The following is a 14,037-nucleotide window of genomic DNA, read 5'->3' as shown; positions in this document are numbered from 1 at the left end:
GAATGCAGATATTAAGATCGCCAGTACCATTTCTCTTGAAGCGCGTCGGTTTGTTGACTCAAAAGTGTCGAGAAATTGTTCGCAGATTTTTTCAGGTTTGGTATCAAACTGTCATAAAGCTCGTTTAATGTTTAAAGCGTTAGCCCTCAGGCTGCGCATTATAAAAGTGAGTTTTATTATGTCTTATACATACAACGGAACAGAGATCCGTGTTGAGCAACCTATTCGCTCAATTTCGGTGAACAAATCAAAAGTCGTTTTTGCTGATGGCACAGGCCGCAAACAAACGCAATTCTCAAGTGGCAGCGAAGCCCGTCACTTCCTGAACTGGTTGACTCGTGCTTGCTAAGTAAAACAAGCTCATCAACTCAGACACAGCGCCGAGGTAACTGACAAGTTACGTCGGCGTTTTGCTTTTAGACGTTGCACTGGTTGCTTTTCTAATGTACCTTCCCGTAGTTTTCGTGGGAACATATCTCCATGAAAACGTTAACAATGTGAAAACAAAAGAATAACGATATTAGGAAGCCAACAATGGACTCGACTTCTACTACCACTACTGCCGAATCGGGCAGTCAACCTACACCATCCCAACTGCAATTTACCGGTAACGGTAAGGAGTATTTTGGTATCTGGATTGTCAACATGTTACTGACACTGGTGACACTGGGTATTTACTCAGCCTGGGCGACGGTTCGGACAAAACAGTATTTCTATGGTCATACCTTGCTTGACGGGCACAGGTTTGATTATCTTGCAACACCCATACAGATACTCAAAGGCCGCTTACTCGCTGTTGGCCTGTTCGTTATCTACAGTATGATATCAAGCTATTTCCCGCTTGTGGGTGCGATGATGGCATTAGCACTGGCACTATTGGTTCCATGGATGATAAATCAGGGCCTTAAGTTCAGTATGCGTATGACCCGTTATCGCAATATTCGCTTTGCTTTTAAAGGCAGCTATGGCGAGGCGATAGTGAACTTTGTGGTGTTACCATTTGCCAGTATTTTTACCTTATATTTGTTGATGCCCTGGGTGCTCAAGCGTATTGATGCGTATATTCACAATAATATTAGCTACGGTGATAAACCAGTAAAAGTACAATTACAGGGCAAAGAATACTATGCAGCTGCAATTCTGGTGATGTTGCTGGGCATACTTGTGATGATGCTACTGGGCCTTGCATTCAGCCTGATAGGTGGTATCAACATTAACCCTGATGAGCTGGGAGCGGTTAACTTTGGCATGTTCCTGATTGTCCCTCTGTATTTGTTTGTGATTAGTGCATTGCAAGGTATCTACCAGGCGCTGATCCGCAATCATATTCTGAACAATGCGCAAATTGACGAGGTTGCAGAATTTAAATCAACTCTGGCACCGCAGCGTTATGCCTTGATCCTGGCAACCAACGCAGCTGCGATTGTATTGACCGCAGGCCTGGCATTCCCCTGGGCAAAAGTGCGTAAGGTCAGGGCGCTGGCTGAGGCGACTCAGGTGGTGTTGCTGCCAGGTGCAGACCTGGTGCTGGATACGGCGCAGCAGGCTGAATCTTCCTTTGCTGAAGAAGCCGCCAATGTGTTCGACGTTGATATCTCGTTGACCTGATGATCCGGGGATACTTTTACCAGCCAAACAGCAGCCGGGTGCAAGAAGCCGTTGCCCGGCTCAGCGACAGCCACATTGTCATTTACGTGAACGATGAGAGTGTGTGCGAAAGTTCGGTTGAGACGCTCACCGTTTCGGCTCACTTACCCGGACAGGCCAGTGAGCTGACTTTCACTGACGGAGCGCGCTTTGTGCCGCTGGATGTGTCATATCGTTGGGCATTTCAGTCAGGTAAGAGTTCGCTACTGGCTACTCTTGAGTCCAATCTGGCCCTGATAGTATGTGCCTTGGTAGCGACACCTGTATTGCTCTATGCCTTGCTCTTTAAACTGGTCCCCGGAATTGCGGTGACAGCCGTACAGACCATGCCAGATGCGGTCGTGGAGCAAATGGGCCAGCAATCTATGGTGCTCATTGAGCGTACCGTGTTATCGCCTACTGAGCTCTCAGAGGAAGAACAGGCGGTCATTGAGCAATTGTGGCAAGACACCGTTGCACAGCTTGACCTGTCAGCGCAGAAATATCGCGTTGATGTCTATCACTCTGAGCATTTTGGCGCCAATGCCTTTGCGCTGCCACATGGACAGGTCGTGGTGACCGATGAGTTGGCAAGACTACTGGCCGACAACCCGGATGCGCTCAGAGCTATTTTGTTACACGAGATAGGTCACGTAGAGCGCATGCATAGCGTACGCCTGGCGTCTCAGGCGGCGGTGGCCAGTATTGCCATTGCCATGCTGGTGGGTGACATGGACATAGTTGCTGAGGTGGTTTTGGGGTCAGGCAGTGCTCTGCTGGATCTGCAATTTTCTCAAGATATGGAGTGGGAAGCAGATAACTATGCGCTGGCGCAGCTTCATCGTCTGGACTACAGCGGTGAGCATTTTGCTCAGGCACTGGAGTCACTTGCTGGACTAGGTGAGACAGATGAGCAAAATTGGTTAAAATACCTGTCTACGCATCCCAGTTTGCAGGAGCGCATTGAGCACGCCAGAAATTATACTCCATCTCCTTGATAGAGGGAGCCAATACAATTGGCTATTGATGGGCGTCTGTTTGCAGCTCGCAACCGCTATTCTTGTAAGGCCTCAGTGAGGCCTTTTTCTTTTTTGGTTAGCAGTCCACGCATTTTCTACAGTAAAAACACCCAGGCTTTTAAATGAACTATTTTAATTTCTTTTAAGCTCTTCTTATTGTTCTGGAAATCGTGATTTATAACTTGTTTTTACTTCATTGTGCTTATTTTTTGTTATTCTAAGGTTAACTTGCGCTCGCTCCTTCCTGTATACTAGACAATGCTGTGATTGATCTGTGTGCTGGGGAGGCAAATGAAGTTTTTGGTGTTGTTATTGCTTGTTGTGTCGCAATGTGCCAAAGCCCACAACCCTTTGATTGTTGATATCATCAGTAGCGAGAATTTTTCTCAGCGTTACCAGGCATTTTTGCAGGGCCGTTCGGTGCTTGATGTAACTGACTTTCGGCCAACCACGCAGGGCTCTCATATTGAAATCATCGAAATGGTGTTGTTGCAGCAAGCCTTGTTCCTGGGTGGCGAAACTCGGGAGGTGATATTCAATCCTAAACCCTCAGTCAACATCCTCGAATTCACAGACATGATAGCCGGAGAGAGCCTGATCCTGGCGCGTACCGTCTGGCATGAGGATGTGATTAATTATCGTGGCTCAGTGTACGTCAGTGATCCGGTCGTCAAATTCGGAGAGTACGAAGCCGGTATATATGTAGCAAAGCGCAATCAGGCGCTGCACCAGACCACACGGGATGGGCTTGAGCAACTGACGCTGGTGGCCAATCCTCGCTGGCGGGTAGACTGGCACGCCCTGACGAACAGTAAAATGAACCTGGTGAGCTTTATTGGCCCATGGGAAAGTATGCTGAATATGGTCGAAACCGACATTGTCGATGGCATGCTGGTAAATTTTAGTGTGAGTGAATCTCTACAGTTGGTGTTTGAAGGGCGTGACTATGTGCCCATAGAGGGGGTGAAAATGGTATTGCCCGACTCGCGTCACTTTATTGTCAGCAAGCGTCACCCTGAAGGCGCTCAGATATTTGCAGCATTAAATCGCGGTCTCAAAGAACTCAGGCGTCGTGGGGTGATCCGCAAAGCGTTGACGGAGTCCGGGTTCATTAATCGCAAGGTACAGAACTGGAGCGTCATTAATCGGGCTATGTTGCCGCAGGGATCCAGACCATGATCCGCTTAGGTTCTATGACAGGCTGGCTGCTATGCTTTGTGTTCAGCGTGAGTACCACAGCTGCAGAGCTGGCGTCACCTAGTGTACTTGAAAAGTCGCTGGCCGAGTTAAGTGATACGCTTAAAAGTGACTTTGACCTCTCGTTGTTACCCGAATTAAGGGCATTGCGGCGCGACGCCAAGGCAATTGACGCGTTGGATATTGTCGCTCAAACCCTGTTACTTGAAGGCCAGATCCGTCAGCAATATGGTGATTATCAACAGAGCCTGATATTACACAACGATGCATTACAGCTGGCTATTAAGCGAAAAGATATGGTTCTGATGGCGCAAAGCCGATTGGCCATTGCCAGGTTAGAAATGGATCTTGAGCGTTATAACTATGCACAGCGCTCTTTGGATGACGTGCACCAGCTGATCACCCAATTGAACAATAATACCCAGACAATGCCTTATGTTGCTCAACTACTGCTTTTAGAACACAGGTTATGGCAAGGATATTTGTATGTGTTGCTTGGTAGCTATCACCAGGCGGTGGCTGTGCTGCATACTGATGATGTGGTGGTCACCGGGGCGCCAGAGCTGGTCGATAAATTGTACCTGGTGCGGGCCTGGGCATTGCTCAAACTTGGCCGTTTTAAGCAGGCACAACCTATCCTCAATCGTGTTGCACAAAGCGACATGCTCATTCGTAATCAAAGAATGAAGATCCGGTTCAAGCTATTACAGTCTATGGCCTGGTTACAGTCGGGCGATTTTCAGCAAACACTGGAAACGGCCATGCCAGCGTTAATGGCAACCTTTGCGACGCGGTTTTTGGAAGAGCAGGCTGAACTGCAGTTTGTGCTGTCCAACGCTTATGTACAGCTGGGAGATTATCAGCAGGCTCACCTATATCTGAAGCGCTATGCACTAACCAAAGATGCACTTAACTTTCAAAAGCGTAACAACAAGTTACTGCAACTGGAATCACAGTACGCACTGGCAACACAAAAGCAGCAACTAAGCCTACTGGAGAAAGACAATGCCTTAAAAGCGCAAGAGATCTTTCGGCACCAACAAATTCTTGAAAATACCCGTCTGGCGCAGCAACGCGGCGCTTTGTTGCTGCTGCTGGCACTGGCATTATTGGGGTTCATATACTGGCGGTGGCAGAATAAGCGTTATTTATCTTTACTTGAAGAGCAGGTGAAGCAAAGAACAGCTGAGCTGGACGAGCGAAATCGCCAGTTGCAAGCGCTGAGTTACTCCGACAGCCTGACCGGTTTGCATAACCGCCATTATTTCTTCAGTGAGGCTGATAATCTCCTGACGCAAGAGCGGAGTGTATCGCACAGTACAATTTTTTGCCTGATAGACATCGACCACTTTAAATTGATTAATGACAGCTATGGTCATGCGACGGGCGATTTGGTGTTACAGCAATTTGCTGAGGTGGTTACAAAGGAGCTCAGAGGCCAGGATGAGCTGATCCGCTGGGGAGGGGAGGAGTTTTTATTGGTGATGCCCCAGACCGATATGACAACCGCACAACAGATAGTTGAGCGGCTTCACAATGCGGTGGCACAGTTTACATTTTGTCAGGACAGTCAGCCGCTGAGCTGCACCTGCTCGATTGGCTTTGCTGCTTTCCCCTTACGTTTGGCCGAGACACAGCTTGGCAGCTGGGAGCAGGTGTTGGAGTTGGCGGATAATTGCTTGTATCGGGCTAAACATGGTGGCCGTAATGCCTGGGTTGGCCTGAACCTGCCGGCCCAGCCGCTGGGTATGACGTTGCAGCAAGTGCAGCAAAATTTGGATGCATTTACCGTAAGCAGTACAAAACTTGCCGGGTAAGTCTTTTTAATCAAAAAGGGAGTAAAGAATAAAACATTACGATTGTTGAAGGGCGGGGTGTTAAACTGATGAGTTTGGCCTATGCTCTGTAGATAAGGGAAATATAAATAACTTGCTCGTGAGAATTCAGCTAAAAGTGAAAAGTCTTTACAGGAGCCATGTAAAGTACGCGTCATGGACTATAGTTTGTGTGTAACAGCTGTTTTCAAAGTTATTTTTCGGTCTAAAGCCCCCTTTCTGTGCAGGCTTATGACCAAGCTGATATCAGTAAAAAACCGTTAGAATACACCCTGTATACAGGGGAAAGGTCATACTATGATAAGGATCCTGTCGGCAAAGCTAGGTAAGCAAACACCTTGGTTCGCGAGCGTGTTCAGCGTATTCTTACTATTGCTGATTGTACTGGCTGTGTTTTTCTTTGAACGTAAGCTGCAACGTGAAGTACAGTTTGAAGTAGAAAATCAGCTCAGACAAAATACCGCGCATATTGCGCAGCAATTTGAGCGGCGCTATCGGGCTGATTTAAGCTACCTACACTTTTTAAAAGATACCCCGCCTTTTCCGGGCATTGCTCGTGCACTGAAAAACAATGGCGTTGACCCAAAGGACAATCAGCCCATTGAACTGTGGAAAACGCGCATTGCCACCATTTTTAAATCCCTTATCCATAATAACTCGGAGTTATTGCAGCTGCGGATAATCATGCCGGATGGACGAGAGTTTGTTCGGGTTGACCGGCGGCGTGGCAAGGTAGAGCGGATCCCCGAAGCCAAACTGCAGGATAAATCGCATAAAGATTATGTTCAGGAAACTCTGAACTTGTCCGAAGAAATGCACTTTGCATCGCGTATTTCCCTGAATTTTGAGAATAACAAAGTGCAGCGTCCGTTCAATCCTGTGCTGCGTATCGCCATGCCTTTGTTTGATGCAGACAACGATCTGTTTGGCTTACTGGTACTTAATTCCAGCGCTTGGCAGCTGATTGAATTACTCAATGATGACACCGGAGAGTATTATCTGACCGATCACCAGGGGCACTATATTTATGGCCCTGAGCCGGTGTTTCATTACACCCGGGACTTGGCCCGGCCACGTTTGTTTGATGATGATTTTAGGTTACACAGCACGGCAAAAGGGCGGGTTGACGGTGCTGCAAAGCATGGCTCTTCGGCAATGCAGGTCGCCATACAGAGAGAGTTAAACAGCGGTTATCAGGGGCCTGGGCACGAAATGTTTATTACCGCTATTGCCTTGCCGCAGCAGGCTGGCGCACTATTAAATGAGCGGCGCTTGTCAAGTTATATGCTTCTGACAGTCGTAACCTTAGTGCTGCTGTTGTTTATGGGGGCATTGTACTTTTCTATCGTAGTCGTGAGCAGTATCAGGAAGACAAGGCTGTCTATGAGTCTATTATTGACGGGGCTGATGAGCCAATCATCAGCTTTGATATGCAGTTGAATGTTCAGACGTACAACAGTGCGTCTTTACTGATTTTCCCCAGTCTGGCGGCCAGTGAGCGACAGCACAAAATTACCGATCTGATTGAGTTACCCATGGATCGTTTGCAGGATGCTATGTCTTATTTCAAAAATGAAGACGGCTCAAAATCAAAAGATACCGATTGGTATGAAAGCTACACGCTACAAGACCAGACCCGGCATGTAAACTTTACCGTCTCCCCTGTGCGAGGTCCCGATAATCAGCTGGTTGGGATCACCTTGTTTGGTCGCGACACAACCAAAGAAAAGATTAGCGAGCAGCAAGTTAAAAGTGCCAACGAAAGTTTGGAGCGTTTGGTACAAGCGCGCACGGCAGAGCTGGAAGCAGAAAAAGCCAAGGCAGTGAAAGCGTCGGCGGTTAAGAGTGCCTTTATCTCTACCATCAGCCATGAAATGCGCACCCCACTGAATGGTATTTTGGGCACGCTGAACCTCATTCGCCGCGAACCTCTCACTAAAAAGCAGTTGTCTTATCTGGAAATGACCGAAACCAGCTCATCGACACTGGCCTCTTTGATCAACGATATTCTCGATTTGTCTAAAATTGAGGCTGGTAAATTGGAGCTGGAACAGGAGCCACTCAATCCTATTTCCGTGGTCGAGCATGTTGTCACCTCCATTTCACTAAAAGCGTATGAAAAACAGCTGACCCTTGTGGTAGATGTAACAGACATTGATTTTGTTGAGCTGGCGGGAGATGCCGGGCGCATTAAGCAGGTGGTCTTCAACCTGGTGAGCAATGCCATTAAATTTACCAGTAAGGGATGTGTTTGCGTACGTGCTCTGACGACTAAGGAGGAGGGCAAAGTGTATCTCACTGTGACCGTGGAAGACACAGGAGTTGGGATAGATAAACATAATCATCATAAAATTTTCTCTGCCTTTACTCAGGAAGACAGTGGTGTCAGTGCAGAGTTTGGTGGCACCGGGCTGGGTTTGTCGATTTGCAAAAATCTCTGTGAATTAATGGGCGGAGAAATCGGCTTTGAATCGCAGAAAAACGTCGGCAGCAAGTTTTATTTTACTTTGCCGTTTGCACTGGATACGGCCAAGCCCAAGCCTCATGAAAATACCCTGGATGGCCGGCGCTTCGAGCTTCATGTCGAAGATGCTCGCGAGCACAGCTATCTTTCACATGTGATAGATAAATATGGTGGTATTTTGGTGGAGCATGATGGTGAATTTGTGGTGCTTGACCACGACCATCCCCATATGCAGAATTTGCTCGATACCCCTGTGTATAAGCGAGCCATAGTGCTTTATAGTGAATTTACTCATCAGAATGTCGCCCAGGGATATCTAGCTAAGTTGGTGAAACCTATTCGTTTGGGGGCGTTCCTGTCGGTCTTTGACCAGGATGCAATTGCTAAGATGCTAAAAAATCAGCATCAGGTCATGGTGCCCAGTATACAATGTACGGAGCAGAACGACCTGGGCGGTGCTACGGTGATGATTGTAGATGATAATCAGATCAATCGGGAAGTAGCCCGAGGGATCCTGCAGGGGATCCATGCTCATGTTGTCACTTGCCAATCGGGCCACGAGGCGTTGAGCGGACTATTAAACGCTGAAAAAAATAACCAGCCTGTGTTTGCTGTTTTAATGGACTGCAATATGCCAACCATGGATGGCTATCAGGCAACGCGCTTAATCCGTGAAGGAAAAGGGGGCGAGTCTTTCCGTCATATCCCGGTTATTGCGATGACGGCGAATGCGATGTCAGGCGAGCGAGAACGGTGCCTGGCTGCTGGCATGGATGACTACGTGACTAAGCCTATACAGCCTAAGTTGTTGTTTGATGTATTGTCTAAGTTTAAGTCATACCAACAACCACAAAGACAGTATTCTTCACATCAGTTAGAAGGTACTTCTTCAACAGCACCTTCAGAGCAGAGTGTGTCCGTTGTGAAGGAAGAGCAGACGCCTGAGTTGTCGGGCGAAGTGCTTGATGTAGAGGGGACCATTGCACGTTTGCAAGGTGACTCTGAGCTGTATCTGCAAATTTGTATGCTGTTTTATAATAAAGCGCCCCAGAAACTGTTATCTCTGAAGGAACACTGTAAAAAACAAGATCATGGTCAGGTTAAGCAGATCAGCCATGCTTTGCGCGGACAAAGTGCCGACATAGGGGCGCAGCGGCTGACTCAGTTACTGGCCAAGCTGGAAGAAGGCGCCAGGCATGAAAATGGGGCCGATTACCAAGCCCTGGTCGACAGTATTGAAGCTCAGTATCTGGTACTCGAACAGGTGCTGCAAGAAGGCGTCTTTAATGTGTCGCCAGCGTCAAAACAAAGCAATGAAAACTAACCGTCCGACAAAAAGGACAAAGTGCCTGGTGTCATTGAGTTTATGGTAAGGCGGATGAAGGTGACTAATGTGACAGCCCCAAGGATGTGCCGCGACAAAAAAGCTGGCCCCTGTGGCAACTGCTTTGGCCTTTGCTGCTCGTAATGGGCCTGGGCACGCTGGGCGCCTGGCATAGCCACCAGTCACATCTGCAAGGTATTGATACACGGGTAAATGAGGCCGTGACAGCCGACTTAGCATTACTCACACAGGCAGTGCAAGAGCGGATGGCGTTGTATCGATACGGTCTGGCTGGTTTACATGGTGCCATCCAAACAGTGGGGGCAGAGCACTTTGACTATGAGCGCATGCAGCGATATGCCGGCAGTCGCTATCATGAACGGGAATTTCCAGGTGCACGGGGGGTTGGTTTTATCCGTTTTGTACCTTTTGAAAATAAATCGGTGTTTGTGCAGGAGGCGCGACAGCAGCGACCAGATAAACAATTTGACATAAAGCAGCTGACGGCCCATCAACAAAGTTTGTATGTTATCCAGTTTATTGAACCTGAATCGCGTAATAAACAGGCTGTAGGGCTGGATATTGGCTCTGAAACAATGCGCCGAGTTGCGGCAACCGATGCAGCCAGACGCGCCGAAGTGATGCTGACGGCACCCATCACTCTGGTGCAGGCCAACCAGAAAGTCCAGCATGGCTTCTTGATTTTGATGCCCGTTTATACCCAAAGCGATGCACCAGATACCCCGGAAGAGCGCATGTTACAACTTGCAGGCTGGAGTTACAGCCCAATACTGATTGATGAAGTGCTGGGCTCATTAACAGGGATTAAACACAATCTGGTAATTAAGATCAAAGACATAGACCGCCAAGCCAGTACATTGTTTTTTAGTCGTGGTGAAGCACAGACACAGCTCAGCCAGTATCGGGGACATAGTGTGCTGCAGTTGTACGGCCGCACCTGGCGGCTCGAACTAAGCCCCACAGCCGATTACATACAAGGGCTTGGGTTACCCAGTCCATACCGGGCACTGCGCGAAGCGGTCATGATCACGTTGGCATTGATGCTGGTGGTGTTTTGTGTGCAGTTGCTGGTATTGCGTGCACATCAGTCTAAAGCACATCAACTGGACTTGTCTGAAACCCGTGAAAGAGCGTTATCTGAAGCCAATGTCGTGTTGGAGCAAAAAGTACAGGCGCGAACCGCTGAAATAGAACAAGTGGGTGCACTACAGCGCAGTATTTTAGATAGTGCGACCTATTCGGTGGTGGCAACCGATGTGAATGGGATCATTACGGTGTTTAACCCAGCGGCTGAGAAACTGCTGGGCTATAAAGCCGAGGAAATGATTGGCAAACTCACACCCGCAGTGTTTCATTTGGAACTGGAAGTCGCTCAACGTGCCGAAGAGTTATCACAGGAATTGGACTATCCTGTAGAGCCGGGTTTTGAAGCCATTGTGGCGAAAGCGCGGCTTGGTAAAAATGACATCAATAACTGGACCTATGTGAAAAAGAGCGCGCAACTCACACCCGTACGCCTGAGTGTATCGCGATTACAGGATAATCGGGGGCAGCTGGTGGGATTTCTGGGGGTCGCGTATGACCTGACAGAGCAACTGGAGCACGAACAGGCTCTGGCAGAAGCCAAAAAAGTGGCAGAGGATGCGACCCGGGCTAAGTCTGAATTTTTGGCCAATATGAGCCATGAGATCCGTACACCCATGAATGGTTTGTACGGCACCTTACAGCTGCTTAGTGAGGAACCGCTGTCCTGCAGAGCGAAGGAATATCTGGCAAAGGCCACCTATTCGGCCAAAGCTTTGATCACCATTATTAATGATATTCTGGACTTTTCCAAGATTGAGGCTGGCAAGCTGACGCTGGAGATCCGGCCGTTTAATCTGAGTGAGTTAATTAGCCATATTCAGACAGACCTGCAAGCGGTGGCCTCTCAGAAAGGGATCTACTTGTCTGTGACGGGCAACTTTGAACACGTTAATTGGGAAGGAGATGCAGTCAGGGTAAGACAAATACTGCTTAATCTGCTTTCTAATGCGATTAAGTTTACCCAACGTGGTGGTGTAGACCTCGAGATTGAAGAGGTGCAAGGTGAGCCTGGCGTGGTATTTACCGTGCGCGATACTGGCATGGGTATTGGTAAAGAGGCACTGGAACGACTGTTTCAACGTTTTGAGCAGGCCGACAAATCAACCACCCGAAAATTCGGCGGTACGGGTCTTGGCCTGTCTATAACGCACTCTCTGGTTGAGTTGATGTCAGGGAGCATTGATGTGCAAAGTATGGAAAACGTGGGTAGCGTGTTTACGGTATTTTTACCGCTTGAAAAAAGTGCTCATGCTCAGATGAATCAGTCAGAGGATCAGGTAGCGCTTGTGGAGCTATCTGGTGTTCGGGTTTTGGTTGCGGAAGACAATGAAATTAACCAGCTGGTGATCCGTGCATTGCTAGATAAAAGTAATGCAGATGTGGTGCTGGTGGCAAACGGGCAGGAAGCTGTCACTCAGGTAAATCGACACTGTCCTGCGTTTGTCTTGATGGATATTCAGATGCCCGTGATGGATGGGCTTGAAGCCTGTAAGTTAATAAAGCAGCAACATCCGACATTGCCAGTGATAGCCCTGACTGCTAATGTGTTAACCGAAGACCGACAAAAGTATCAGCATGCAGGTTTTGATGGCTACATCGCTAAGCCCATTGAGCAAAAAGTGCTTTGGCAAGTGATTTCTGAATGTGCTGTGCAGCCCGGTAACGCGTTGGGTCGGTTGAAATCTGTATAATAGGCTATGATTGTAGTGTTATCCTCGTGAATTAACTCAGGCTGTTTAACTTGTCTTAGTGTTGGGGAGAATGGCAGAATCCGGGGTAAACGGGATGGAATTCAATGTTTGAAATTGTACACAGTATCGAAAGTTGTACGGTATTGGTGGTCGACGATTCAAAGTTGGTCCGCAAACTGGTTAGCAGAATACTAAAGCCAGTTTGTCGCACAGTCAGCTTTGAAAGTGCAGAAACAGCGTTAAAAGTGTGTCACAAAATTAAGCCTGACTTAATTGTAATGGATATTAATTTAGAGGGGATGTCAGGGCTTGAAGCATGTAAAGCGCTTAAGTCACAACCCGAACTGGCTGATATTCCACTGCTTTTTATCACCTCAAGCCAGGAGCCAAAAGTACAGGAGAAATGTTGGGATGCAGGCGCTGTAGATTTCATTGAAAAACCGTTGGTTGCCAGTACGCTGGTGAAACGTATTACCACCCACCTAAAGTACAAAGTGCAGGCCGATATCCTGACCAAACAATCCTTTGTTGATGGCCTCACCGAGCTGTATAACCGTCGCTTTTTTGATATCGAAATCGACCGCCTGTTAAAGGACAGTTTAAGGCGCCGCGTGCCCTTGACCCTGTTGCTGATTGATATCGATTTTTTTAAAAAATTTAATGACAGTCTGGGTCACCTGGAAGGGGATCAAGCACTGAAAAGCGTGACCAGGCAAGTATCTGAGTGTGCCCGGCGCCCAGTAGATTTGGTATGTCGCTATGGCGGCGAGGAAATTGCGGTACTGTTACCAGACACGTCAATACACAGTGCGCAACAGTTTGCATCTGAGGTAGTACAAAGCATAGCAGACCTGGCGATTGCTCATCCGTCTTCTCCTCATCGCTTTGTGACTGTGAGTGTGGGCTTGTCTTGTACAGGTAGTACCAAGGCCGCTACGCCCGCCGAACTGATTGAGCAAGCTGACAGCGCGCTGTATAACGCGAAAGAGTCTGGCCGTAATCAATATCAGGTATGTACGACGGTATCGTCTTCATAAAACGGCAGTTTTTATTATTTAATCCGCTTGCTGCACATCGTGTTTTCAGTGCAGCCCACCCAGTTTAAGTTATTGGTGAATAACAGGGCTTTACAGCTTTGTGTGCTATCTCGACAATAGTCTGGTGCACAGCCTGCGTGCAGCTTCATCCAATTTGGAACCAAACAGTTCAAAAAATGAAATGTTGCAGCGTCGTATGTATCCGATACAGATCAGTGCCAGGCATAACCAAATAAGATGATTTTGCCAGGCATTCAGAGCCCATTGGCCCTGCCAGGTGTACCCGGCATGATTGAATGGATAAAAATATTGGATTGGCCATTGATACCCATCCGGTCCCTTTGAGCCGGTTAGATCGGTGAGCAGGTGCAAATGGATTGCGACAAATGACATCAGCCATACACACTTTTTTCCGGTATGGGCCAGTAAACTTGCACAAGTTGCGATACTTAGCGCAAACAGCAGGTTATGGCCTAAAACATGATGCCACTGATGGTAGAGACGCGTAGTGCCTGTGATCCAGTCAGCCAGCAGGCCGATGCCATCTGCATCGGGAGATAGGCCGGCTAACGTGATCAGTATCCGTTCTCGTTTCGTTGAGACTGTACTGGCACCGCATAGCCAGCTCATCATCAGGTGTCCACTGGGGGTCATGCATTCCTCTTTTACTCGTCTATTGCGCAGCATGTCATATGGCAAGGATAATCCCATTCAAAGCGATGTCTGTCCACTTTTTC

10 protein-coding genes are annotated in these 14,037 nt (G+C 48.0%); 9 read left to right on the top strand and 1 reads right to left on the bottom strand.

The window, feature by feature from the left end:
- Positions 1 to 178 precede the first annotated feature (178 nt).
- From ELR70_RS24945 to ELR70_RS19355, 9 genes are all read left to right on the top strand, one after another.
- Positions 179 to 349 carry a hypothetical protein gene (locus ELR70_RS24945; protein ID WP_164488164.1) on the top strand — a complete coding sequence of 57 codons (171 nt, stop codon included), beginning with the start codon at positions 179 to 181 and terminating at the stop codon, positions 347 to 349.
- 185 nt (positions 350 to 534) lie between these two features.
- Positions 535 to 1,608, top strand: coding sequence for a YjgN family protein (locus ELR70_RS19390; protein WP_054015352.1), 1,074 nt, complete (start codon positions 535 to 537; stop codon positions 1,606 to 1,608).
- Positions 1,608 to 2,624 (top strand): M48 family metallopeptidase, encoded by a 1,017-nt coding sequence (locus tag ELR70_RS19385; RefSeq protein ID WP_054015351.1) that lies wholly within the window; start codon positions 1,608 to 1,610, stop codon positions 2,622 to 2,624. Before ELR70_RS19390 ends, ELR70_RS19385 begins: the two co-directional genes overlap by 1 nt.
- Before the next feature lie 312 nt (positions 2,625 to 2,936).
- Positions 2,937 to 3,824 (top strand): hypothetical protein, encoded by an 888-nt coding sequence (locus tag ELR70_RS19380; RefSeq protein WP_054015350.1) that lies wholly within the window; start codon positions 2,937 to 2,939, stop codon positions 3,822 to 3,824.
- On the top strand, positions 3,821 to 5,659 hold the full coding sequence (locus ELR70_RS19375) for a GGDEF domain-containing protein (RefSeq protein ID WP_054015349.1): 1,839 nt from the start codon (positions 3,821 to 3,823) through the stop codon (positions 5,657 to 5,659). Before ELR70_RS19380 ends, ELR70_RS19375 begins: the two co-directional genes overlap by 4 nt.
- A 315-nt stretch (positions 5,660 to 5,974) precedes the next feature.
- Positions 5,975 to 7,117 (top strand): cache domain-containing protein, encoded by a 1,143-nt coding sequence (locus ELR70_RS19370; RefSeq protein ID WP_128064682.1) that lies wholly within the window; start codon positions 5,975 to 5,977, stop codon positions 7,115 to 7,117.
- On the top strand, positions 7,108 to 9,465 hold the full coding sequence (locus ELR70_RS19365) for an ATP-binding protein (RefSeq protein WP_128064681.1): 2,358 nt from the start codon (positions 7,108 to 7,110) through the stop codon (positions 9,463 to 9,465). The genes ELR70_RS19370 and ELR70_RS19365 overlap by 10 nt, the downstream gene beginning before the upstream one ends.
- Before the next feature lie 86 nt (positions 9,466 to 9,551).
- Positions 9,552 to 12,263, top strand: coding sequence for a CHASE domain-containing protein (locus tag ELR70_RS19360; protein ID WP_241566328.1), 2,712 nt, complete (start codon positions 9,552 to 9,554; stop codon positions 12,261 to 12,263).
- Between the two features lie 104 nt (positions 12,264 to 12,367).
- Positions 12,368 to 13,300 (top strand): diguanylate cyclase, encoded by a 933-nt coding sequence (locus ELR70_RS19355; RefSeq protein ID WP_054015347.1) that lies wholly within the window; start codon positions 12,368 to 12,370, stop codon positions 13,298 to 13,300.
- 105 nt (positions 13,301 to 13,405) lie between these two features.
- Here the strand turns inward: ELR70_RS19355 and ELR70_RS19350 are convergent, their stop codons facing one another.
- Positions 13,406 to 13,954: a metal-dependent hydrolase gene (locus ELR70_RS19350; RefSeq protein ID WP_054015346.1), complete on the bottom strand. Its 549-nt coding sequence runs from the start codon at positions 13,952 to 13,954 to the stop codon at positions 13,406 to 13,408.
- Between the last annotated feature and the right edge of the window lie 83 nt (positions 13,955 to 14,037).

It is taken from the genome of Pseudoalteromonas sp. R3, assembly GCF_004014715.1.
Taxonomy (GTDB): domain Bacteria; phylum Pseudomonadota; class Gammaproteobacteria; order Enterobacterales; family Alteromonadaceae; genus Pseudoalteromonas.
Note: the sequence above shows the minus strand (reverse complement) of the source record. Positions and strands in the feature narration are given on the sequence as shown.